This is a genomic window from Leuconostoc fallax, assembly GCF_004354645.1.
GTDB lineage: Bacteria > Bacillota > Bacilli > Lactobacillales > Lactobacillaceae > Leuconostoc_B > Leuconostoc_B fallax.
This window is the reverse complement of sequence record NZ_PUFI01000005.1, coordinates 134,772-160,109: the sequence shown is the minus strand read 5'-3', so window position 1 is coordinate 160,109 and position 25,338 is coordinate 134,772. Positions and strand designations below refer to the sequence as shown.

Sequence of the window (25,338 nt, the reverse complement as noted above, 5' to 3'; positions counted from 1 at the left end):
GGCAACACACTCCAGACATCATTCATTGTATTTGCAAACAGCCGATTAATTCATTGTTTCTTTCTCTAATGATACATTGGGCTTCACAGTAATTCTAATTTCACCATTCTTAGCGCCAATTGTCACGCTATCTGTTGTTGTAATTTTACCGTTCAAGAGTTCTTCACTTAAGATATCTTCGACCTTTGTCTGTAAAGCACGACGAATCGGACGCGCACCGTATTCTGGATCAAATCCAGCTGACGCTACAACATCAATTGCTGCTGGCGTTATCTTCACTTTAATGCCTTGTTCTGCAACGCGCTGTAATAAGTTACGACTCATTAATTTAACGATATCATGCAATTCTTCTTTGGTTAATGGATTAAAGACAATGGCTTCATCCAAACGATTAATAAATTCAGGGCGGAATGTTTCTTTCAGCGTTTCACGAATCTTGTTAGCGATGGCTTCGTTATTACTTGACAAATCAACTGCACCAAAGCCCATATTTTTCTCATCACGCAAACGTGTTGCGCCCAAGTTTGACGTCATAATGATGATGGTATTACGAAAATCAACTTTTCTTCCCTTTGAATCAGTTAAGAAACCATCATCAAATACTTGTAGCAAGAGATTAAAGATATCGGCATGCGCCTTTTCAGCTTCATCAAGTAAGACAACAGAATAAGGATGGTTACGTACACGTTCAGTCAGTTGACCGCCTTCATCATAGCCAACATAACCTGGTGCTGAACCAATTAAACGTGATGATGACCACCGTTCTTGATACTCGCTCATGTCAACACGAATTAGATTTTCTTCACTGCCAAACATCGCTTCTGCCAAAGCTTTAGCTAATTCTGTCTTTCCAACACCAGTTGGTCCCAAGAACATAAACGTTCCGATTGGTCGATTTGGATCTTTTAATCCTGAACGTGCACGACGTACCGCTCTTGCCACTGATGTAATGGCTTGTTTTTGACCAATAACACGCTTACCCAATACTTTCTCTAGGTTCACTAAACGCTCTTGTTCATTTTTATTCAATTGTGTTAACGGAATACCCGTTTGCTGCGCAATAACTTCAGCAATATCTTCTTCCGTAACATGCAAATCATATTGCGGGCGTTCACCCTCTTGATTTTGTTCTAATTGTTTTGCCTCTAATTTTGCTAACTTTTCTTTCAACTTCATTTCTTTTGTTCGCAATTTAGCAGCTTCTTCAAAATTAAGTTCAGTAATCGCCGTATCTTTTTGATCCTGCAAATCAGAGATCTGCGCTGTCAACTTTGCTTGTGGTGTCTCTTTTTCAGTAGCATCAATTCTGACTTTTGCACCAGCCTCATCCATTAAATCAATCGCCTTATCTGGTAAAAAGCGATCTGTAATATAGCGGTCAGCAAGCTTCACTGCAGCTTGAATGGCCGCGTCTTCAATTTGGACATGATGGTGTGCTTCATATTTTGGCCGTAACCCGGTCAAAATAGTAATAGCGTCTTCAACACTTGGTTCTTCAACTGTCACGCTCGCGAAACGACGTTCCAATGCCGCATCACTTTCGACATATTTTTGATACTCATCAAATGTTGTCGCACCAATTGTTTGTAGTTCTCCACGTGCTAGGGCTGGCTTTAAGATATTAGAAGCATCAATGGCACCTTCAGCGCCACCCGCACCAATCAAAGTGTGCAATTCATCAATGAATAAAATGACGTTGCCATCATTATAGATTTCATCAATAATCTTTTTCAAGCGATCTTCAAACTCACCACGATACTTCGTCCCAGCTACCAAAGAACCCATATCTAGCGCCATTAATCGCTTATTAGTTAATGCAGATGGCACCTCACCAGCAACAATTTTTTGCGCTAACCCTTCAGCGATCGCTGTTTTACCAACACCTGGTTCTCCAATTAATACCGGGTTATTTTTTGTACGACGTGATAAAATCTGAATCACACGACGAACTTCAGCTGCGCGACCGACTACTGGATCCATTTGTTTCTCGCGCGCTAACTTGGTTAAATCACGTGCTAAATTATCTAATGTTGGTGTCCCAATTGTTTGCTGCTGTTTTTCACGGGCTTTAACCTGACGACGAACATCTGTAATCCCTAATTTACGTAGAATTGCACGACGCATTTCTTGTAAATTAACATCCAAAGCCAATAAAATACGTGAGGATAAAATACTTTCGTTTTGCAATAAAGAAAGCAACATATGCTCAGTGCCAACTTTTACTTGTGCCAACACTTTAGACTCTTCGACAGCTTGACGTAATACATCCCCTGCCTTGGGTGAATATGGTAAATAAGCATTTTTATCGCGTTGATTATTCATACCATAACCAGTAAAGTGTTCGATTTCTTCACGAATATCATCATCGGTTACATTAAATTGAACTAATATTTTACTAGCAATGCCTTCTTTTTCAATTGCTAAGGCTAACAACAAATGTTCCGTTCCTACTGCTTGATGTTTAAAATACTTTGCTTGTTCCTGTGCCAAAACGAGTACATTTTGTGCACTGGGTGTGTAATTATTTTCCATGTGGCACCTCCTTAAATCGGCGGACACAAACATTCACGGCCTGTAAATGTTTTAATATTGTTTATATTATAACGCATTGATTTACAATGACCAACTAGAGTGCAATTATCATAAAAAGTCGAAACACAATGTTTCGACTTTTGTTTTTAATTTGGATTTTTCTTACTTAATTGCCATTGTAAATAAGCATTAATGAAAGGATCTAAATCGCCATCCATAACAGATTGTGGGTTATTCGTTTCATAGTCCGTTCTATGATCCTTAACCATTTGGTAAGGATGGAAGACATAAGAACGAATTTGAGAACCCCACCCATTTTCTTGCTTATCGCCTGTCAAAGCTGCACGTTCTGCTTCTTTTTTCTCTAATTCAATCTGATATAACTTGGCTTTTAATAAACGCATGGCATAATCACGGTTACCATATTGTGTCCGTTCCACAGTCGATGAAACAACAATTCCTGTTGGTTCATGTGTTAAACGAACACCCGTTGAAACTTTGTTGACGTTTTGTCCACCAGCACCGCCAGAACGGAACACATCCATTTTAACATCATCGTCACGTATCTCGACCTCAATTGAATCATCTAACTCAGGCATTACATCAACTGATACGAAACTCGTATGACGTCGTCCTGCCGAATCAAATGGGCTCACACGTACAAAACGATGTACGCCACGTTCGCTACGTAAGAAACCATAAGCATTGTGCCCCTTAATCATGATGCTAGCTGAATCAATACCAGCTTCATCCCCAGCACGGTAATCTAAAACTTCAATGTCAAAATTATGTTGATGTGCCCAACGTGTATACATTCGATATAAATTAGCACCCCAATCTGTTGATTCAGTACCACCAGATCCTGGATGAATTTCTAAAATTGCATTGTTGGCATCATATGGCTCTGTTAACAATTGTTGCAAATTATACGCTTCGATGTCTTTTTGCGTTTGCACAATGCCGCTTTCAAGTTCAAGCAACATATCATCATCGGGCTCTTCTGCTAATAATTCCACTAACGTTTCAAGCTCCTCAACTTGCTGCGTTAAATGAACAAAAGAATCACGACGATTCTTTAAAACATTATTTTCCTCAATGACTTTTTGTGCTTTTTCATTGTCGTCCCAAAATCCTGGTTCAGACATACGATTCTCATAATCAGCAATTTCTTCAGTTAATGCTTCTAAATCTAAAGAATTTCGGAATCTTTTGATATTCTCATGCATCTCTGCTAGTGTTTGTCTCGCTTCGATTAGTTCCATTGAATCCATTCCCTCCTTCACATGAAAAATGAACTGCCTCATCAGCATGTTCATTTTTCATCAGTATTAAGCCTTTAAGTTTTGGCGAATTTCTGCCTTCATAAATGTTCGCGTTGCATCATACTCAACATCTTCTATCATACGATTAAAGTTATGGTACGCTTCATTTTGATATTCAATCAATGGATTTAACTGACCATAACCACGTAAGCCAACACCTTGTCGCAAGCGATCAAGTGAATCAATGTGATCTGTCCAATGTTGATCAACTGCACGTAAAATAACAACCTTCTCAAATTCTAACATTTGTGATGGTTCGTATAATTGCGTTGCTTTTTCAGCGTAATTATCACGTGCCACTTTCTTTAAGCGTTGCTTAATATCATCACGTGAAAGACCTGTTAACTTCGCTGTTGTCATTGTCCCTTCAGCAGTTAATGCATTCTCAGCAAATGTAATGATTTGATCTAAATGCCAATCTTTTGCTTGCTTACTCTTAGTATGCGCATCAACAACACGGTCAATTGTCCGTTCAACCATGGGCATGAGTACCCATTTCAAATCTTGCGCTTCATCAATCACAGTATTTCGTTCATGATAAATTAGCTCACGTTGTTCACGTACAACGTCATCGTACTGCAAAACATTTTTACGTGTATCGTAATTGTTACCTTCAACACGACGCTGTGCAGACTCAACCGAACGTGTAATGAAGCGATTCGTAATCACTGTTTCATCTTCATCTAAATTAAAACGTTGCATCATTGCCCGAACACGTTCGGCACCAAAACGCACCATCAAATCATCTTCTAATGACAAGAAGAATTGTGAAAAGCCTTGATCGCCTTGACGACCAGCACGACCACGTAACTGATTATCAATTCGTCGTGATTCATGGCGTTCTGTTGCAATAACGGCTAGTCCACCTAATGCTTCGACACCAGGGCCTAACTTGATATCTGTTCCACGACCAGCCATATTCGTTGCAACTGTTACCGCACCACGTTGGCCAGCATTCGCAATAATTTCAGCTTCTTTCACATTATTTTTCGCATTCAAAACATTATGCGGAATATGACGTGTTTCCAAAATTTTTGATAGTAATTCTGAAGATTCGACAGAACCTGTTCCCACCAAAATTGGTTGACCCTTTTCATGTAGTTCAGCAATCATTTGCACAACAGCATTATATTTTGCACGCATTGAAGGGTATAACAAATCAGGATAATCAACACGCTTTACAGGACGATTAGTTGGAATTGTGATAACTTCCATATTATAAATTTCCCGTAATTCTTCTTCTTCCGTTTTAGCAGTACCAGTCATACCAGCTAATTTTTTATACATGCGGAACAAGTTCTGATAAGTAATCTGGGCCATTGACCGGTTTTCTTCTTGAACTTCAACGCCTTCCTTAGCTTCAATTGCTTGATGAAGCCCGTCTGACAATCGCGTACCTTCGGAAATACGACCTGTTCCTTGATCAATTAGTTTCACTTCACCATCTTGCACAACATAATCCTTGTCACGTAGATAATTGAAGTTAGCGCGCAATGCTTGATCGATATGGTGTGTTAACGCCGTATTTTCGGCATCATACAAATTATCCAAATTAAAGAATATCTGTCCCTTTTCGATACCTTCAGGTGTTAATGAAGAAGTCTTCGCTTCTTCGTCCACTTTATAATCTTCATCGCGTTGCAAAGTTTTAACAAAACGATCTGCACGTGCATACAATTGCGAAATACCTGATCCTGGTCCAGAAATAATTAGCGGTGTTCTCGCTGTATCGATAAGCACAGAATCCGCTTCATCAATAATGGCAAAATTCAAGCCACGACGCATCACACGTTCTTTAGCACTGCGCACCATATTATCTCTCAAATAATCGAAACCAATGTTAAAGTTCGTTGAATAGGTAATATCTGCTTCATAAGCTGCACGCTTCTCATCAGCTGGTGCATCCCCAACGTTAACACCAACACTTAAACCAAGCCAATTATACAATTGCCCCATTTGTTCAGCATCTCGTGCACTTAAGTAATCATTGACTGTCACAACATGCACACCACGACCAGCTAAAGCATTAAGATACACTGCCATTGTGGCTGTCAAAGTTTTACCTTCTCCAGTACGCATTTCAGCAACATTACCACTATGCAAAACTGCGGATCCCATGATTTGAACACGGAAAGGATATAATCCTAAGACACGTTTAGCCCCTTCACGAACAACAGCAAAGGCCTCTGGTAACAATGTATCTAATTCTTGAGCCAATACCTTATTACGTTTATCTTTATCTTTAATGTCAGCTATGGCTGACTGAATATTTGCCTTGAATTCTGGTGTCTTGGCTTGCAGATCCTTGTCGCTCATAGCAGCCATTTCATCAGCATAAGTTTCAACTTGATCGGCAATTTTACTTAATTTTTTCAGTTGCTTTTTTGAATCATCAACTAATTTACGGATTGGATTTGCCATTATTCCCTCTAAAATCTATATTTAAGTGCTTTTGCGCACAATATTCTAGGTACCATTATACCAAAATAATAAACGTTATTAAAGCCAAATAAAAAGAGCCCCACATTGGGCGCTCTTTGAATCATCAATATAGTTAGTATCTGAATTACAACTCAGCTGTTTCAAGTAAACCATAGCGGCCATCACGGCGCTTATAGATCACATTAACACTCTGCGTTTCGGAATCTTCAAAGATAAAGAAGTCGTGTCCCAATAGGTCCATTTGCAAAGCTGCTTCTTCAGAATTCATTGGCTTCAAGCCAACACTCTTTGTTCGTACAATTTCGAGTGCTTCATCATCAGTTTCTTCAGTATCAAATTCATTTCGTGAATCAATACCCTTATAACCGGTTTCACGTGACTTACGGTTAATCTTAGTCTTATACTTTCGGATTTGACGTTCTAGCTTCTCACCGACATTATCAACAGCTGCATACAAATCAGCGTGTGTATCTTCAGCTCTCAATACAACGTAAGGTAACACAATCGTTACTTCCACCTTACCGGACTTATTTGAGTTATAAGTGCGTAAATTAACATTGGCGACTGCATCTTCCTCAATATATCGATTGAGCTTGTTTAAACGCTTAATCACATACTCACGGATTGCCTCTGTAACCTCAATATTCTCACCACGTACTTTATAGTCTAACATTATGAATATCCTCCTTACGTTGGTTCAACATTATTATACCACAGTTGTAAGCGTTTTCTGTAAAACATATTAAAATTTTTATCATCTTGCTAATGATACAGAACGCACCGCTTGCGCGCCAACACTGTACAATAAATCTGCAGCATAATACATCGTGTTGCCAGTGGTATAAATATCGTCAATGAGCAAAATTGACTTACCCTGTAAATTGATTGTACCATCAATCAATTCAAAAGGTTGCTTTCTTGTCATCCTTTTTTGACGGTTTAATTGTGACTGATGTGCTTTTTGATGCGCACGAACGCTTAACAGTTCTTGGTACTGGCATCCTTCCAGTAAGCCAGTCACTTGATTAAATCCCCGTGTTAACCAAGTTTGATCGCTAATCGGTATTGGCACTTTAATGTAATCTGAATAGTTTTTTAAATGTTGCAACAAAACTGATCTAAACACCTCACGCAAAGCATAATCACCACTAAATTTATAGCGTTGCATATAATCTTTCATCGTTGCGTTATAGCGATATAATGCACGATGTTCTAAGAGTTGCTTACCGTTACTTTGCCAGCGCTGACAATCTTGGCAAAGCGTGTCATCATGGCTTAGGCGACCACATCCAAAGCATATCCGTTCACCAATTGTTTCAAATTGTGTCAAACATTGTGCACAAACTGCCGGTTGGGTTGTACGTATGCCCAGTATATCTAAAACGTCGGATTTTGTTAGTATGCTTTCTTGACATAATAGACACTTATTCATCATTATTTTGCCTCAACACATTGCCTAGTTGGTTCATCTTTTTAATCTGTCGTTGTGCTAAACGCAGTGCTTGTGTTTTATAAGTCACATAGGCGCAGACCAAACCACTTGGCCGTTCATGACTTCGCCCCACTCGACCTGCAATTTGAACCAAAGCATTTTCTGAAAAGATCGGATCATCAGCGCCTAAAATCAACACATCAATGCCAGGCAAAGTAACGCCACGCTCTAATATTGTTGTCGTGATTAAATATTGAATGCGCTTATCACGCATCATTTGAACTTTTTCTTGCCGTTTTGGATCACCAGCATAAACACTTTCTCCCAGCATATCTGGCCAATGCTGTCGTATTATGTCAAGTAATGGTGCCAAATCCTTTATTTTAGGGACAAATAGCAAAAATCTTTGGCCTGATTGGTAATAACGTGATAATTGTTGATGCAAAGTAGGTGGTACTGTTGGTTGACGTTTCTTTTTACGCCAATCACCAACATACCGTACCGTTATTTGTGGTAATAAATGTTGATGAAAGCGCAATGGCAAATAAGATACAGATAATTTTTTACGTTTGACTTGTCGTTGTAGTTGGGGCGTTGGTGTCGCTGTTAAATAAATTTGTGTTCGATCTATCTTGCTTGCTTGTTCAACAGCATAAGCAAGCATTCGGTCTCCAGCAAAAGGAAAACTATCAACTTCATCAATAATAAGCAAATCAAATGCACGATAAAAACGTAGCAATTGGTGTGTTGTCGCTAATACCAACTGTGTGTAACGATACGGCAATGGCTGTTGCCCATGTAAAACAACCATATCACTCTTAGAAAATGCTTGTTCTAAACGCGGTGCAAGTTCAACAATCACATCAACCCTCGGAGAAACAATACCAATACGCAAATGCGCATTCAATGCCGTATGAAGCAACGGAAAAAGCATCTCCGTTTTACCAGCACCTGTAACTGCCCACACCAAGTGATTTTGCTGTTGTTTTAATTTTTGTACTAAAACTTGGCTTACTTCGTTTTGTTGTGGTGTCAACGTCCCTGTCCAAGTTAGCATATGTTTTTGATTAAAATGGTTTGGCTCTGGTAATGTTAAAAAATGATCCAACGAGCTTACTCGTCCTAAAGCCAAACACTGACGGCAATAAAATTGTTGACGCGGTAATCGCTCCAGATTACGACAGCCACATCTTTGACAGGTGTTCCCCTTAAATGTTGGCAATATTTCACAATTTTTAACAGGTTGTGCGACTACCTTGGGCCAAGTGACCAGGCGCCCATATAAACTTTCTGGCTGAATTATCATGAAAAAAAGATCCTTTCATGATATAGTACGAATTATGACACAATATCTAACAATTCAACCACAACAGTTTACTTGGGAACAAGACATTAAAAAGTCCCGTTTTATTCTTAATATTGCCCGTGTCACAACGGAAGAACAAGCGCAGGCATTCATTAATCAAATGAATAAACAGCATCATAAGGCAACGCATAACGTTTTTGCTTATATGCTCGGTGACACTGATCACATTCAACGCTATAGTGATAATGGCGAGCCGAGCGGCACTGCTGGTGTCCCAATGTTGGAAGTCCTACAAAAGCGAGGACTCCATGATATTGTTGCTGTTGTGACACGTTATTTCGGCGGCATCAAGTTAGGTGCTGGTGGATTAATTCGTGCTTATTCAGGGACAGTCGCTGACGGGTTAACACAAACAACGCTCGTTCAGCGTGTGACACGTCAAGCTATAACTATCACGACGAGCTATAAAAACCACCCTATATTAGAACACTGGCTTACCGAGCATGATTTTGAGATAATGCGTACTGAATATGACACAGCTGTTCATATTGTCGTGCCAGTTGCTGAAGCAACTGTTACCGATTTCATTGCTCAAGTCACTGATTTATTAGCTGGAAATGCCACAACCAGCATTGGTGAAACTATATTTTTTGAAATACCAATGACATGATGTTCTTCCATAACAACGTAAAATAGTTTATAATTGAGTAGTTGTTTTGCGCGGTTAGTGTAATGGATCGCACGCAAGATTCCGGTTCTTGAAATCCGGGTTCGACTCCCGGATCGCGCATCTAAAAAGCCACTTAAAGTGGCTTTTTTCTTTTATTTTCGTTTATAATAATAGTTACATTAAAGAAATAGGAAAAAAACATGAGTGAATCATCATGGCAGCGATTAGTTGTCAAAGTCGGAACAAGTACATTAGTCGATCCAGCAGGTCATATTAAATATCCTGTGATTAACCGACTCGCACAAACATTATCATCATTACAGCAAAATGGTCATCATGTCATTCTTGTCACATCTGGAGCTGTAGGCATTGCTTTAGAACAAATGTCGTTGTCACAACGTCCATCTTCTATCCCGCATCAACAGGCATTGGCTGCCTTAGGACAAGGTTATTTGATGTCCATTTATAATCAAAGTTTTGCTTTTTATCATCAACTCACAGGACAAGTATTGCTCACCTATGACGTATTTGACAATCCTAAAATGCGACACAATATGATTAATGCGCTAGAAACAATGCTCGCACAACACATTATCCCTGTTATCAACGAAAATGATGTTATTGCCGTCGACGAGATGGATCATCGGCATTCATTCGGTGATAATGATAAATTAGCTGCTATGGTTGCCCAAGAAGTCAATGCAGATGGCCTCATTGTACTCAGTGACGTTGATGCCTTATATACTAGCAACCCCGCTTTAAATGCAGATGCTAAACCGATACATCGTGTCTATGAAATTACAGATGCTATTAGATGTAGCGCAACGGGTTCAACTTCTAATTTTGGTACAGGTGGTATGGCAACCAAGCTTGCAGCTGCTGAAATCATGTTACTTAATCATAGTAAGATGGTCCTCATTAATGGCGACAATCCGGCACTCATTTTAGACGTTGTTAAAGGTAAACAAATCGGGACACTTTTCGAGGAGGAAAAATGACATTATTAGAAACATTAGGTCGTCAAGCTAAACAGGCGACATCCGCAATTGCTAATTTATCATTAGACACACGCAATGCCATTCTAGAAACGATGGCACAAGCTTTAGAAAACCAACAAGATAGCATTATCACTGCCAACAAAAAGGACTTGGCACAATATCAAGCAACCCTATCAGGTCCTATGCAAAAGCGCCTTACTCTGACTGCCCAAGATATTCATAATATCGCAGTGTCATTACGTGCAGTCATTGATTTACCTGATCCTTTAGCTGGTCCATATCCAACTTGGCATAATCATGCTGATCTTAAAATCATTAAAAAGACAGTACCCTTAGGCGTCGTTGCTATGATATACGAAGCACGGCCTAATGTCACTGTCGATGCTGCTGCATTAGCCATCAAATCAGGTAATGCAATCATTTTACGTGGTGGAAAAGAAGCTTTAAACACAAATATAGTACTCACCCATATTTTACGGCAAGCATTACAACAACATAATCTCAATCCTAATATTATTCAGTTAATCACGGATACGAGCCATGAAACAGTAGCTGAATTGCTCCATTTACGCCAAGCGATTGATGTTTTGATTCCTAGAGGATCTGCAAAGTTCATTGATTTTGTTGTCAAAAATGCAACTGTACCGGTGATTGAAACTGGTGCTGGGAATACACATATTTTCGTTGACGACACCATGGATGAAAATAAAGCAATTCAAATTATCATTAACGCTAAAACACAAAAACCATCCGTCTGCAATGCCGCTGAAAAGCTCTTAATTCACGAAAACATCGCTGAAACATTTTTACCTAAAATTGCTAATGCGTTAATCGATGCGGGTGTTACTTTACGTGGTGATGAGGCTAGCCAAGCAATTGTTAGCAACATTCAACCTGCTACTGACCAAGATTGGTCTACTGAATATAACGACCTCATAATGGCTGTTCACATTGTTAAGAATATTGATGATGCGATTGATTGGATTAATCAATATACAACACATCACTCAGAAACCATTATTAGTACTCATCCACAGCATGTCACACAGTTTATGAATGCTATAGATGCTGCTGTCGTTTATCAAAATGCGTCTAGTCGATTTACTGATGGCTTTGAGTTCGGTTTTGGTGCCGAGATTGGTATTTCGACCCAGAAACTACATGCCCGTGGTCCGATGGGCTTACCAGCGCTAACAACCATTAAATATGAAATTTATGGCGATGGCCAAATTAGAGAATAAAAAACACCTGGTGATTACTCACTAGGTGTTTTTTTAGGTTTTAATGTCATCAATTTAGTCGGATCGATCGGTTTTGGTGGGATAATCGGTACTTTTTTATAGTAACGCCACGGTTGTGTCGCATCAAATTCAATATCCGTTGTGACCGGCAAACCATTTTTAAACATTGACAATAAGCGTCTTTTCAATGGATCAGGAATACCAAGTAATGCAAAATCACTCGGTGAAATGGCATATCGAATAGCTTTTTCATCGTTATTGCTCACTTTTTGGACCCAGTTCGGCTCGACAATTAACTCACGCGCCATGGCAGCCAATGTTACGCCATTATCTAATAAATCTTCAACGTCCTGTGGTCGTTTAAGCAAACCAGCAACCATTAACGGATAATTCACAGGTAATATTTTTCGGTAATGTTGCACAATCGTTTCCTGATCATTTTTATCTCTAAATGGTGTTTGACGGGCATCTTTTAATGATAAATGTAAATAATCAATCGGTAACTGAATTAATTTTTCAGTAAATAACAAAGAATCCGATAAAGTCAAACCTGGTGTTATCGTTTCTTCTGGGGATTGTCGATAGCCCAGCACAAATGGTCGTGTTGCATACCGGGCAATAATCTGTGATACTTTACCCACAACGGCCAATGGAAAACGCATACGCTTTTCCAAAGTGCCACCCCATATATCTTCACGTTGATTACTATCTGGTGACAAAAACTGTTGTAATAAATAGAGATTCGCGCCGTGTAGCTCAACACCATCAAAACCGGCTAGAATCGCACGTTTGGTTGCTTGAGCAAAATCATCAATAATTTCGACAATTTCATCATGAGTTAATGCACGTGGTGTTTCATGTTGCCCATGTGGATAAGGCCGACTTGAAGCAGAAATAGGTTGCTTACCACGTAATATAGCTGTTGTTGATTGTCGACCTGCTGAAAAAAGTTGCAAAACAGCTTTAGCGCCTTGTGACTGAATGGCACTAGCTAATTGACTAAGACCAGGAATTTTATCATCATCTGCCGCTGATAAACCACCTTCAAACCCTTTGCCCATATTGTGTACATGTGCAACTTCGGTAATAATCATGCCTGGTCCAGCACTGCGCATGCGATAATAATTCAATTCATTTTCTGTCACTGAACCGTCTTCAAAAGAAGACCACATCGTCGTTGGTGCCATAACGATGTGGTTACGCAAGGTCATATTTTGCTTAGAAAATGTATAATGATCTAAAAAATCATAGTTCATTGTCATTTCTCTCCTAGCCTCTAATTGTTGATTAATCGGGTAATATAATTTGTGTCCCACCATTATCATTTTGTTGTGCTTTTTCTTGCACTAAATGACTTGGAAATAGAGTCACTTCACGTTGATCAAAACCAATAATTGAAGAACCTAACACACGTGTAATGAGCGTCATCAATCGTTCTTCATAGCTTTCTTTTTCAATGGCTTCGATTTCTGGCTTTAATCCTTGTTGAAACATATTCAAATGAACCTGTGGTATTAATGCATATTCGCGCCCGACAAGTGCTGCCCACTCTTCTAATAGGCCATCTGGAATCTCATCGTCTTCTGCAATTAAAGGCATAAAGTTAATACTAAACGTATTGTCCGATTCATCGTCAGGGTTAAACTGCTCTGGCGTTAACGTCCCCTGCGTCATTTCTTTAGCGTAATCAAAGTTAAAGGGTCGTTGTTCATCAAAAATATGAATGAACCCCTTCGTTTGTTGTGAGTCATCATCTAAATCTACGACGCGTAAAATACGCTCTCGCTGTCCTTGAAACAATTGTTGTGTGTAATACATTTACTTTGTCTCCCAACTAGAATCATTTACTCAAGTTTAACATATTAAAATAAAAAGGCTGTGATCTAACCACAGCCTAGACATAACATTTTTAAATTATAGTGATGTAAAGTCAAATACCTTACGTCCAGTAATCTTACCCTTCTTCATTTCATCAACAACATCATTGATATCACGGAAATCAACGCGTTCAACAATTGGCTTAACCTTACCTTCAGCACCAAACTGGAAAGCCTCTGATAGATCTTGACGTGTACCAACTAATGAACCACGAACCTCGATACCGTCCAAAACTGTCTTAGCAATGTTCAATGACATATCACCTTGTGGCAAAGCAACGGCAACTAACTTTCCCATTGGACGTAATGCATTAACAGCTTGTGAGAATGCTGCATCATTAACAGCAGTCACTTGGGCATTATGAACGCCACCTGTTGCTTTTTGGATTTCTTGTGCAACATTGATACCTGGTTGCTTACGGTTAATCAATACTTCCGCACCATTTTGATGTGCTGCCTCTAACTTATCAGGGTTCCCATCAACAACGGCAACATGAGCACCAAATACACTATGTGCATACTGAACAGCCAAGTTACCAAGACCACCAGCACCATGAACAGATACCCACTGTCCTGGCTTAGTCTCCCCAACCTTAAGTGACTTATACATTGTCACACCAGCACAAGTAATTGATGATGCTTCCATTGGATCCAAACCTTCTGGAACCTTAACAGCGTACTTAGCATTTACAACCACTTGTTGTGCCATTGCACCGTCAACTGTATAACCTGAGTTACGAACATTACGACAGAATGTTTCGTTACCTGTAATACAGAACTCGCAACCACCACAGGCGTCATAAAACCATGCAATAGAAACACGGTCGCCAACTTTCAAATAATCTGAAGCACCTTCACCAAGCTTGGCAACACGACCAACACCTTCATGACCGATAACGCGACGGAACTTACCATTACGTTGACCAAGTTCGTTGGGGTTACCAAAGTCACCGCCGGCAACGTGCAAGTCAGTATGACAAAGACCACAATATTCAACGTCAACTAACGCTTCGCCAAATGATAATTGGCGTGGTTGCCAATCATCAATCAAATCAACATAACCATCTGGTGTTTCACGAACAACTGCTGCTTTCATGTTTCTTTCCTCTTATCTTATATGTGAATTTATTTACAATTAAATTATAACGACTTTTCCTTAAAAAGTAAACTATTCACTGATTATTTTTACACTATTAAAAAGTAACAAGTTACCTTTTTCACTTTATAAATAAAATAAAAAGCACCAAAAGGTGCTTTGATCAATTCATTGCATCAAAATAATTAATGCCCATAGCCTCGCGTACTTCTTTCATTGTTGCTTCCGCAACAATGTTAGCTCGCTCTGAACCTTCTTGGAGCATCTTCAAGACAGCTGGAATATCTTGTGCAAAAGCTTCTCGACGTTGACGAATTGGTGTCAATTCAGCATCCATTACATCAATCAAATGCTTTTTTAATTTCATATCACCTAATCCACCAGCTGTATAATGATCTTTTAATTCTTGAACACGTTGCTTATCTGGATCAAAAATGTCCAAATAAGTAAAGACAACATTACCTTCAACATGTCCGGGATCCTCAACACGAATATGTTGTGGATCTGTATACATAGCCTTTACTTTTTTAGCAAGCGTTTCTGCATCATCAGCCAAATAAATGCCGTTATTCAGTGACTTAGACATTTTTGCATTACCATCAATTCCTGGTAAACGTCCTTGTCCTTTAGGTGGAAAAATCCCCTTTGGCTCAACTAGAATGTCGGTTGCATACGCATTGTTAAATGCACGCACGAGTTCGCGCGCTTGTTCAATCATCGGCTCTTGATCATCTCCAACTGGTACTTTTTTAGCTTTAAAAATTGTAATATCAGCCGCTTGAGATATAGGATAAGTTAAGAATCCTGCTGGAATACCTTCACCAAATCCGTTTTGTTGAATTTCAGCTTTAACTGTTGGGTTACGTTGCAAACGCGCAACACTAACTAAATTCATGAAATAAGTTGTTAATTCTGGTAAGCCTTGAATTTGAGATTGTACAAAAATAGTCGACTTGGTTGGATCAATCCCCACAGAAAGATAATCCAATGCAACTTCAGTTAATGAACGCCGAATTTTTTCAGGGTTGCGTGCATTATCTGTGAACGCTTGCGTATCCGCAATCATAATAAATGGATCAAAGTCACCTGTATTTTGCATCGCAACACGATTTTTCAATGATCCAATATAATGTCCAATATGTAATTTCCCGGTTGGACGATCTCCGGTTAAATAAATTTCCTTTTCAGACATGTCTTTACCTCTAATGACATTCTATCAGATAAATAATCTATTTTTATGAAAATAAATTGACAAAAAATGTGATAAACATTAGAATAATATCATTATACGGAGGTGACGTTTATGAAATACGCAATAGTTGGTGCTGGTGCAATGGGATTACGATATGGTATTTTGCTACAGGAAAATGCCGGTGTCCCCGTTGATTTTATTGAGCCTATTCAGGCAAGTCTCGATGCGATTCAGGCACAAGGGAATAAAGTTTGGAAATCACGCGATCATGAAGACCGGCATCTTATCGATATTAATATTTTCTCACCTGAAGCGTACAACGGTGATCCAGATGTTTGGATCTTCTTTATGAAGCAAATGCAATTACAAGATGCCTTAGACCGCTTATCATCTAAGTTCAAATCCCATCAAACGGCACTTGGTGCTATGAATGGCATGGGACATATTGAAAAATTAGAAAAATACTTTGACCAAGACAAAATCATTGGTGGTACAGCGATGATTGCCACTGTGTTAAATGATTATGGTGATGTTGACTTCATGGGAAAAGAAGGTGCAGGCTCCTCCGTCTATGCTAATTTAACGCAACAGGATTCTGAAACCATTCGTGCGCTTGAACAAGATTTTCAAGCAGCACATCTCAACCCTAGTATCACCAATAATTTTATGGGTACTTTACTGACTAAAGTATTTTTCAATGCGGTTGAAAACTCTATAGCCACAATGTTCCAATCACGTATGGGTGAACTCATGGCATATGATACTTTCTTAGAAGGTGTTGCTCGTCCATTAATCAATGAAGCGTACGATGCAGCCGAAGCAGCAGGCATCACCCTAATCGAAAGTCGAGATGATATGGTCAAACAAGTGGATTATGTTTCTAATGTGGCCAATCCTTTGCACTTCCCTTCAATGTATCAAGATTTTGTCAAAGGACGGCCCACAGAAGTCGATTACATTAATGGTTGGATTGCAGATTTGGCAGAGAAGAATGGTTTGCAAGCGCCAAATCATCGACTCGTTACACATTTCGTTCATCTTGCAGAAGCAATGCGCGAATTTAATCCGCCAGTTAACCAACTATTGCCTAAAGCCTAAATCATTTGTACTGATTAATCTTTACACTAATTTATAATTTTACCTTGTTTCAATCGCCGGACTTATTTATACTAGGGGTAGTGTAAAATTTAATATTTTGGAGTACCTCATGATTATTTCCGTCGAGAAGAAACAGATACGTCGTGCAATAATTGCCTTTATCGTCATGCTTCTATTAGGATTATTAGTTAAAATCAACTTTTTCTTTCCTATTAAAGTGGATGAGGCTATCTACAATTTCTTTGATAAGGTTCAAACACCTTTAGGAGATGTAATAATGTCAATTAGTACATTCCTTGGTGAACCAACTATTGACATTATATACGCGGTTGTCTTATCAGTGATTTTGGTAATTGCACGCTTAAAAATACCAGCAATGTGGGTTATCGCAACAGTTCTTAGCGGTGACGTTGTTGGTTATATCTTAAAGCATTTATTTGCTAGAGCACGACCAAGTGGCCATTTGTTAACAGATAGTGGATTTTCATTTCCGAGTGGTCATTCCTTAGGTATCACAATGATTATCATGATTCTGTTGATTCTAGTGATTCCGAATATTAACAGTTCACGAACTAGAATGTGGCTGACTTGGATCCTTTGGACATTTGGTGCATTGACATTGATGTCTAGAATTTATTTAAAGGCGCATTACTTCTCAGATATACTATCTGGTGCATTATTAGCCTATGCATGGGTTATTCTAACTGCATGGTGTTATCCAATCGTTGCTAATTGCCTCAAACAAAAAATTCCTTTCTTCAAAAATGAAGAAATCTAATAGCACATAAAAAAGCACTTTATCCGAAGTGCTTTTTTATTGCGTTCATTTACTGATAGGCAAATAAAAATCACCAGTGATTGTCCACTAGTGATTTTTACTACTATTATTAAGCTTGTGTTTGGTGACGTGCAATCATAGATGAGACGGCTGCGTTACGCGCAACATAAGCTGCTTGTGATCCCAATGTTCCCCAGAAACCCTTCTTAGAATGAGCACCAACGATAATTAAGTCAGCACCAATCTTAGGTGCGATTTCTTTAACGATGATTTCACCAGCTTTGGCACCATCTGCAAAGTAAGTTTCGACATTGTCAGCACCCTTTGCAATTGCATAAGCCTTATACTTTTCAAGGTTAGCTTGAATTTCATTACGCTTAGCAACAACTGATTCAAGACGAAGTGCATCAATTGTTGAGAGATCACCCATTTCTAATACAGAAACGATTGATAACTTAGCATCATCTTCACTTGCTTGATGAATGGCATGCGCTAAAGCAGTATACCCTTGCTCAGATTCATCGACACCTACTAAGATGTTTTTGAACTGTGTTGGTTCGATATCTAAATTCAAATTCGTCATCTCATCTCTCCTCTAACAGTAAAATTATGCAAACATACCAATAACTAGTTGAATGTTCAAAATTGTCAAAACAACGAAAGCAATCCAACCTAGTATTGTCAACCACATTGGGTTAACGAAATCTTCACCCATAATCTTCTTTGATGAAGTGAAGTGAATTAACGGTGCCATCGCGAATGGCAATGCAATAGACAAGAATACCTGAGAATTAACCAGTAACTTATCCAATTCAATTTCTGAACCACCATAGATAATTGTTGCAGCAACAACAGGAATCAATGCCAAACCACGTGTGATGACACGACGTAGCCACAAAGGCACCTTCATGTGTAAGAAACCAGCCATAACAACTTCACCAGTTAATGTTCCAGTGATTGTTGAGTTTTGACCAGAAGCAAGCAAAGCAACAGCAAACAATGTTGACAAGATTGGAGATGCAACTGCACCAGCAACAGTGTTGTTACCCAAGGCACGGTACATATCACCAAATGTTCCAACGCTATCTGCATGTCCGAAGAACAAAGCAGCACCCAAAATCAACAACATTGAGTTAATGATAAAGGCAAAAGTCAATTGGATATTTGAATCCCAAGTCATGAAACGAACAGCTTCTTTAAGTTCTTGCTTATTGTTACGATCAACCTTACGTGTTTGAGAAACAGATGAATGTAGGTACAAGTTGTGCGGCATAACTGTCGCACCAATGATACCCAACGTCATTGTCAACTGTGAATCAACACCAGGAGCTGCATGTTGATTCAACGCAGCAGCTTGTGGTACGTACCCACCAAGAATTCCTGAAATACTTGGATTTGATAGAATAACCAAGTATAGGAAGATTACCATAATTGTCACAATCAATGTAATAACGATTGCTTCAATCTTACGGAAACCAAAGTGCATCAACAATAACAATAAGATAACATCAAATGCTGTTGTTAACACAGATACAAGCATTGACCAACCAAACAACAAATGTAAGGCAATGGCACCACCAATAACTTCAGCGATATCGGTTGCCATCAAGGCAGCTTCAGTCATTAACCAAAGTATGATACCACCGGCTTTGTTAGTACGATTTCGTGTTGCTTGCGCTAAATCTTCTTGCTTAACAATTCCTAACTTACCAGCCATGTATTGCAACATCATAGCGATCAATGATGAAACCAAAACAACTGACAATAGGACGTAGTGGTAACGCGCACCACCACCTACAGATGTTACCCAGTTACCTGGATCCATATAACCCACAGCAACTAAAGCTCCTGGTCCTGAAAAGGCCATTAACTTCTGAAAAAAAGAACCGTTCTTAGGTGGTTCAATCGAGCTGTTTACATCACCCAAACTCAAATCATCCGAAGCATTTTGAAATAATTTATGCTTTGGACTCGTCGTAGAATTTTCCATTCTATCTCTCCTTTGATTACTCTCAGGACATCATTAAACAAAGCTAGATTCATCTGTCAAAAATCAGGCAGTTAAAAGGAGGGCAATATCAGTAAATTGTCACTTTTCAAACGCAAAAAAGACCATAGTTACCCTATTATGTCTAATTTGGTTAAACACTTCCGTTGGTTAAAGGCAGGTGCTAAATAAGATTCATAAAGAATTTCATGCAACTTGGTTGTTGCAAGCTTATGAATTTTACCTAACTTGGCTATTTGTTGCCCCAGTTCTATATTTATGTTACTCGTAAATTGTTCAACGTCAAGATGCAAAATAAAAAATTCATTTTTAAAGGATGATCTTTTTTTCAATAATGACAAAATGATAGCGGTTTAAACGTTTTTGTAAACGATTTCATTAAAATATTTCATTTTAATGACATCATAATTTTTTTTAGTTATTCCAACTATTTTTTAAACATTGCTTAAATTTGATTACAATTTTGGTCAAATTTGTTCGTTTCAATTTGAATTGTGACATGACTAATGTGGTAAGTATGACGTAATTCTTGAGAAATTTCTTCTAAAATTTGCTGAGATAATTTCTCATTTGACACTGACAGATGAACAGTTAGTGCTGCTTCTGTCGTTGAAAGTGGCCAAATATGTAAATCATGAATGTGTGTCACACCTGAATGCGTAGTTAAATAATGTTTAACTGCATCTAAATCAACATTATCCGGCACACCATTAAGTGCTAGATTAAAGGTTGACTTGAATACAGACCATGACGTGACCAAAATAATCACACCAATAATCATTGACACAATGGCATCGATGGATTGCCAACCCGTGATTTGAATCAAGGCACCAGCGATAATCACACCTACTGAAACACCCGCATCAGATAACAAATGAATATAAGCTGTTTTGGCATTGAGATCTTGACCATGATGGTGGCCATGCTCATCAGGTGCACCGGATGCTTTAAATAACATTGCGGTAGAAAAGTTAATAATAATACCAACTGTTGCCACAATAGTGACCAACCAACCGGAAGTATGCGCACCAGTCGGCATGAGTAGGTCACGAATACCTTCATAAAAAATCGTAATCACAGCAAATAACAGTAAAATTGTATTAAACAAACTCGCTAAAATTGACACATTGTGCCAACCATAGGTATGTTGCTTCGTTGCTTCTAAACCAAAAACAACAACTGCTAGCCAAGCAATCACAAGCGCCAACACATCACTTAAGTTATGAAAGGCGTCCGCAAACAGCGCTGTAGAATGGGCAATATTAGCGAATACTAGCTCGCCCAAAACAAATAAAATATTGAGTGAAATACCGATAAGATAAGGTGTTTGTTTCATGCTAGGATGTTGCGTTGTATGTTCATTCATAACGTCCCCTCACTTTCTATACTAACTTTACTACAATATGAAAAAAAATTCATGCTTTTACACATGAATTTCTTCAAAAAATTCAACAGCATCCCCAATAACTTGTTGAACTGGGAATGGTGTATGAATATATTCTAAATTAATAGCAATAATTGGCCTGTCTTTTTGTGCATATTGTAGTAAGCCAGCAAAAGGATATACTTGAAAACTTGTTCCCACTACCACAATTAAATCAGCCTCTGAAACCCAGCGTACACTTTGTTCAACATCAAAGGGGACCTCTTCGTAAAAAGTAATCGCGGGTCGCAACAGAGCACCATCTTGTCGATACATGGATTGCATATAATTTTGCCATGGCGTACGTTTTTGATCTTTTGGTGCATACACATCGTACAACGATCCGTGAAACCGAACCAAATGTTGTTGTGGCGTGTTTGCTTGAACATGTAAATCATCGACATTTTGTGTCACAATCCTAGCGCGCCCTTGTTGTGCAAAGGTTGCCATTTTTTGATGAATGATATTAGGCTGCGCGTGTGGAAAGTACATATTATCAATCATAAATTGGTACTGCTTTTCTGGTTCACGTGCAAAAGCTGTTGCACTCAAAAGGTATTCCGGTCGCAAGCTAATACCATTATAAATACCATTTTTTGAACGATAATCTGGTATACCTGATGCTGTAGACACGCCCGCGCCAGTCATAAACACAATGCGCTTAGACTGATTAAAAGTTTGTTGAATCTCTGGTGTTACTAACAATTTTATATGCTTCTTTCATATGATATATGGTCAACGCTCAATATAAGGTAGGGCTAGTTTTTTAAATAATGCCTCAACGGTCATTGCATAAATTTCCTTAAAGAAAGCGGGTTTTTGGCTCTCATCATCAGAAAATGTTAGAACAAAACTGTTCTGTCGATCTGTCTTATTAAGGCCAACATATGCTGTCTTCTTAGTTTGAAAATCCAACATTTCTGAATGAAAAATATCAAAAACTTGTCTCACTTCTTGGTTGAGCTGGCGCTTTGACAACACACTTGTTACCGTCACAAACTCATTGGCATTAATTGTTGGCTTTCCCCACTTTGCCAACACTTCGTCCACGTGAGTAAAGAGTTGCACTACTTGGCGTCGTAATTGGCGCGAAGAGGTTACATCTGCCTGTAAGATGGGTTCTACTAACTGCTTAGCTGCCGTATAAGCAATTGGATATGTTGTTTGTAGCGTTGTTAGAAAATACTTTTCTGGTACGAATTGGGCAAAGACCAAAGCATCAAGCAATGTTAATAGTCGCCACAAACTTTCATCGTCTAATTCACCATTCTCTGGCGTCAGACTATCTTGAATACCAGCTAAATAAGCCGTAGCTGTTTCACGTGTTAAAATACCTTTTTTAGCCAACTCTTGGTAAGTAATGGCATGCAATACGACATGATGCAAACGAGTCGCAATTTGGATCAATTGATCATCGAGCCCTTCATCATCAAATGATAATGCAAAAAAGACTTGCGGCATAATGTTATTTAAAGTGAGCAACATTTGCAAGAGTTCATTACCAATTTGAAAATCAGCGGCTGTACTATCTTCTAATTCAATTAATAAACGTTCACCAAGCACCGATTGATGAATCTGATCTACTAATAATCGACCAGATGCTGGTGCACTATCCCTCACCATAACCGTTCCAGGATAAATTTCATTAACAGTATCTAATAATTTTTGAATATTGGGTGTCATGATTTCTCTCTCAATTCATTTAAATATTGCGTTGCAATAGTTGTATCAACGCGCGACAATTGGGTTAATTTTTCAGTAAGCTGCGGCACCTCATCTGGTGTGGCACCAATTTGAAGCGCTAAAGCACGGTATTGCATACGCATATGGCCTTTTTGAATACCATCTGAAACAATGGCACGCAATGCCGCCAAATTCTGTGCCAGGCCAGTTGCCACAATCATGCGTCGTAATTGATTTGCACTCACGCGCTCACCAATAATGCGTAAAGCATTTTGTGCCTGAGGCAATGCCGAAATCGCACCACCTACAGTGCCAACTGATACAGGTAAAGTCAATGTTCCTTTAAGCTGTTGCTGTTCAATTGACCAAGTCGCTAATGCCGTATACCCGCCTGTTTTGGCTGCATAGGCATGACCTGCTGCTTCTAGTGCACGCCAGTCATTACCATTTGCTAATGTCACGGCACTGGCGCCATTAAATAGTCCTTTGTTTTCAGTTGTTGCACGATACACATCGTGATGCCCAAAGTGATTAATAGCGACAATACGCTCAGCGATATCTTGACCACCAACAGCTGAAAAAGGTAAGCAGACGGTTGCTGATACCAGTTGTTGTGTTGCGTAATTACTTAAAATACCAGCTAAAATTTGCGTATGAAATATATCAAAAATCGGTATAATACCGGCTAATATGGTATTCACAATATTAGCACCCATCGCATCACATGTATCAATAAAACAATCAATGCTTGCCATATTGTCAGTAACCATGCGTAATTCAATGTTTTTCAAACCACCGCCACGCGCCACAATACTAGGATGTGTTGCCTGTGCTTTGGCAAATATTTCATCTCGATGTGCCGTTAAGAATACTTGCAGTGCTGTGTAATCAGTAATCTGATGTATTAAAATTTGACCAATCATGGTATTGTCAGTTAATAATTCAGTATGAACACCACCGCCAGCATTTAGCATTTTAGCACCATGATTGGCTGCAGCGATAACGCTTGGTTCCTCTGTAGCCATTGGTATGTTATAAGCCGTACCATCTAATAATAGGTGCTTTAAGATGCCCATCGGTACCGTAAAATTTGACACATAATTCTCAATAATTTGTCCAGAAACTAAATCTTGTGCATTTTTAAGTGCCATCATGACATTTTCGGGTAAGTTCAAAGTTTCTAATCGTTGATTAGGCGTTAACTCGTAAAATTTTAATTCACTCATGTCGATAAGAGAGTAATTCAGCAATAATGCCCTCTCTAACCCCACTTTCTGAAAAAATAACTTTAGGTGATTGTAATGTCCGCATTAAGTTGACTAATGGTAAAAGGCCACTAACAATAATATCCGCGCGTGATTTCTCTAAACCAACAATATTCTCACGTTCATATCGTGATAACTGGCATAGCGCATCAAAAATCAATTCTACTGTTTCAAATGGTAATTCATAACCATGAATTTGTTCAATATTTTCCTCACCAAATTGTTGCCGTGACATTCTGGCTAATGACCGATTAGCACCACCTAATAAAATTACCGGTAATCCTTTTTGATGCGCTAGCCATGGTAATGTAGCATATTGTGACAAAATATAACCACAGGCAGCAGATATATCATTCAACTGCGCTTGATTTTCCAGATGAAAACGCTCGGATAGGCTCACTGCACCAAATGGCAAGCTAACGGTCGCTAAATGACGACCACCTGCAACTGGAATTAATTCCACAGAAGCCCCTCCGGTGTCTAAAATTGTCGCATTTTGGACATCTAATGTTGTCACAACACCAAGATAATCATAGTAAGCTTCTTGATCACCAGTTAGTACTTCAAACATAATACCGGTTTCTTGTGCTACACGTGATAAAAACATCGCCTGATTGTGCGCCATACGCACAGCAGCAGTCGTAATTGCCTTAACAGTAAGCGGCTGATAATGTGCATAAAGCTTTTGGAACGCTTTTAGGGCACGAATAGTGCGCATAATTGGTTCTTCTTTTAGCAATAATTCCTCGCCCATGCCTTGTGCAATTCTAGTATCCTGCTTTTCACGCATAATTTCATCATGAGTGCCATCATCATGTATCTCTTCAACAACAACTCGCAAAGAGTTGCTACCTAAATCAACAATTGCTAAATATGACATGTGTTCTCCAGTCACTTACTTTTTAAATATTCATCATTTCTTTCCAGTATAGCAAATATTGACAACGAAATAAAAAATGCTACGTCGTTAAACAA

At 38.9% G+C, this 25,338-nt stretch carries 22 protein-coding genes and 1 tRNA gene; 6 read left to right on the top strand and 17 right to left on the bottom strand.

The window, feature by feature from the left end:
- Positions 1-45: 45 nt before the first annotated feature.
- The 6 genes from C5L23_RS01375 to C5L23_RS01350 form a co-directional block, all read right to left on the bottom strand.
- Positions 46-2,532, bottom strand: coding sequence for an ATP-dependent Clp protease ATP-binding subunit (locus C5L23_RS01375; RefSeq protein ID WP_010007226.1), 2,487 nt, complete (start codon positions 2,530-2,532; stop codon positions 46-48).
- Positions 2,533-2,678: 146 nt separating this feature from the next.
- On the bottom strand, positions 2,679-3,794 hold the full coding sequence (gene prfB / locus C5L23_RS01370; protein ID WP_133264180.1) for a peptide chain release factor 2: 1,116 nt from the start codon (positions 3,792-3,794) through the stop codon (positions 2,679-2,681).
- A 66-nt stretch (positions 3,795-3,860) separates the two neighbouring features.
- The gene (secA, locus tag C5L23_RS01365) at positions 3,861-6,275 is read right to left on the bottom strand and encodes a preprotein translocase subunit SecA (protein ID WP_010007227.1); all 2,415 of its coding nucleotides are present in this window, start codon (positions 6,273-6,275) and stop codon (positions 3,861-3,863) included.
- A 145-nt stretch (positions 6,276-6,420) separates the two neighbouring features.
- Positions 6,421-6,969: a ribosome hibernation-promoting factor, HPF/YfiA family gene (hpf, locus tag C5L23_RS01360; RefSeq protein WP_010007228.1), complete on the bottom strand. Its 549-nt coding sequence runs from the start codon at positions 6,967-6,969 to the stop codon at positions 6,421-6,423.
- An 81-nt stretch (positions 6,970-7,050) separates the two neighbouring features.
- Positions 7,051-7,731, bottom strand: coding sequence for a ComF family protein (locus C5L23_RS01355; protein WP_010007229.1), 681 nt, complete (start codon positions 7,729-7,731; stop codon positions 7,051-7,053).
- Positions 7,721-9,034: an ATP-dependent helicase ComFA gene (locus C5L23_RS01350; protein ID WP_033192892.1), complete on the bottom strand. Its 1,314-nt coding sequence runs from the start codon at positions 9,032-9,034 to the stop codon at positions 7,721-7,723. The genes C5L23_RS01355 and C5L23_RS01350 overlap by 11 nt, the downstream gene beginning before the upstream one ends.
- 34 nt (positions 9,035-9,068) lie before the next feature.
- Between C5L23_RS01350 and C5L23_RS01345 the strand changes: the two genes are divergently transcribed.
- From C5L23_RS01345 to C5L23_RS01330, 4 genes are all read left to right on the top strand, one after another.
- The gene (locus tag C5L23_RS01345; protein ID WP_010007231.1) at positions 9,069-9,704 is read left to right on the top strand and encodes a YigZ family protein; all 636 of its coding nucleotides are present in this window, start codon (positions 9,069-9,071) and stop codon (positions 9,702-9,704) included.
- A 48-nt stretch (positions 9,705-9,752) separates the two neighbouring features.
- Positions 9,753-9,824, top strand: a tRNA-Arg gene (locus tag C5L23_RS01340).
- Between the two features lie 80 nt (positions 9,825-9,904).
- A complete protein-coding gene (proB, locus tag C5L23_RS01335; protein WP_010007232.1) occupies positions 9,905-10,702 on the top strand; it encodes a glutamate 5-kinase in 798 nt (265 codons plus the stop codon).
- Positions 10,699-11,943, top strand: coding sequence for a glutamate-5-semialdehyde dehydrogenase (locus C5L23_RS01330; RefSeq protein ID WP_010007234.1), 1,245 nt, complete (start codon positions 10,699-10,701; stop codon positions 11,941-11,943). The genes proB and C5L23_RS01330 overlap by 4 nt, the downstream gene beginning before the upstream one ends.
- Before the next feature lie 14 nt (positions 11,944-11,957).
- Here C5L23_RS01330 and C5L23_RS01325 read toward each other — a convergent pair whose 3' ends face one another.
- The 4 genes from C5L23_RS01325 to trpS all read right to left on the bottom strand — a co-directional run bounded on the left by C5L23_RS01325 (position 11,958) and on the right by trpS (position 16,108).
- Positions 11,958-13,205, bottom strand: a complete 1,248-nt coding sequence (locus C5L23_RS01325; protein WP_133264179.1) for an NADH-dependent flavin oxidoreductase — start codon at positions 13,203-13,205, stop codon at positions 11,958-11,960.
- 25 nt (positions 13,206-13,230) lie between these two features.
- Positions 13,231-13,761: a hypothetical protein gene (locus C5L23_RS01320; RefSeq protein ID WP_010007238.1), complete on the bottom strand. Its 531-nt coding sequence runs from the start codon at positions 13,759-13,761 to the stop codon at positions 13,231-13,233.
- 96 nt (positions 13,762-13,857) lie between these two features.
- Positions 13,858-14,916, bottom strand: coding sequence for an alcohol dehydrogenase AdhP (adhP, locus tag C5L23_RS01315; RefSeq protein WP_010007240.1), 1,059 nt, complete (start codon positions 14,914-14,916; stop codon positions 13,858-13,860).
- A 163-nt stretch (positions 14,917-15,079) separates the two neighbouring features.
- Positions 15,080-16,108, bottom strand: coding sequence for a tryptophan--tRNA ligase (gene trpS, locus C5L23_RS01310; RefSeq protein WP_133264178.1), 1,029 nt, complete (start codon positions 16,106-16,108; stop codon positions 15,080-15,082).
- Between the two features lie 111 nt (positions 16,109-16,219).
- Here trpS and C5L23_RS01305 point away from each other — a divergent pair, with 111 nt between their 5' ends.
- Positions 16,220-17,206: a ketopantoate reductase family protein gene (locus C5L23_RS01305; RefSeq protein WP_010007242.1), complete on the top strand. Its 987-nt coding sequence runs from the start codon at positions 16,220-16,222 to the stop codon at positions 17,204-17,206.
- 109 nt (positions 17,207-17,315) lie between these two features.
- Entirely contained in the window at positions 17,316-17,984 is a 669-nt protein-coding gene (locus tag C5L23_RS01300) for a phosphatase PAP2 family protein (RefSeq protein ID WP_010007243.1), read from the top strand.
- A 109-nt stretch (positions 17,985-18,093) separates the two neighbouring features.
- Here the strand turns inward: C5L23_RS01300 and C5L23_RS01295 are convergent, their stop codons facing one another.
- The 7 genes from C5L23_RS01295 to C5L23_RS01265 form a co-directional block, all read right to left on the bottom strand.
- Positions 18,094-18,567 carry a universal stress protein gene (locus C5L23_RS01295; RefSeq protein ID WP_010007244.1) on the bottom strand — a complete coding sequence of 158 codons (474 nt, stop codon included), beginning with the start codon at positions 18,565-18,567 and terminating at the stop codon, positions 18,094-18,096.
- A gap of 24 nt (positions 18,568-18,591) precedes the next feature.
- A complete protein-coding gene (locus C5L23_RS01290; RefSeq protein ID WP_133264177.1) occupies positions 18,592-19,974 on the bottom strand; it encodes an Nramp family divalent metal transporter in 1,383 nt (460 codons plus the stop codon).
- A gap of 463 nt (positions 19,975-20,437) precedes the next feature.
- Positions 20,438-21,358: a cation diffusion facilitator family transporter gene (locus C5L23_RS01285; protein ID WP_240034416.1), complete on the bottom strand. Its 921-nt coding sequence runs from the start codon at positions 21,356-21,358 to the stop codon at positions 20,438-20,440.
- A gap of 57 nt (positions 21,359-21,415) precedes the next feature.
- On the bottom strand, positions 21,416-22,120 hold the full coding sequence (locus C5L23_RS01280; RefSeq protein ID WP_010007250.1) for an NAD-dependent protein deacylase: 705 nt from the start codon (positions 22,118-22,120) through the stop codon (positions 21,416-21,418).
- Between the two features lie 30 nt (positions 22,121-22,150).
- Positions 22,151-23,098: a nitrate ABC transporter ATPase gene (locus C5L23_RS01275; protein WP_133264176.1), complete on the bottom strand. Its 948-nt coding sequence runs from the start codon at positions 23,096-23,098 to the stop codon at positions 22,151-22,153.
- Complete coding sequence (locus tag C5L23_RS01270; RefSeq protein WP_010007253.1) at positions 23,095-24,324, bottom strand: hydroxymethylglutaryl-CoA reductase, degradative; 1,230 nt, start codon at positions 24,322-24,324, stop codon at positions 23,095-23,097. The genes C5L23_RS01275 and C5L23_RS01270 overlap by 4 nt, the downstream gene beginning before the upstream one ends.
- Complete coding sequence (locus C5L23_RS01265; protein ID WP_010007254.1) at positions 24,317-25,243, bottom strand: Ppx/GppA phosphatase family protein; 927 nt, start codon at positions 25,241-25,243, stop codon at positions 24,317-24,319. The genes C5L23_RS01270 and C5L23_RS01265 overlap by 8 nt, the downstream gene beginning before the upstream one ends.
- Positions 25,244-25,338 lie beyond the last annotated feature (95 nt).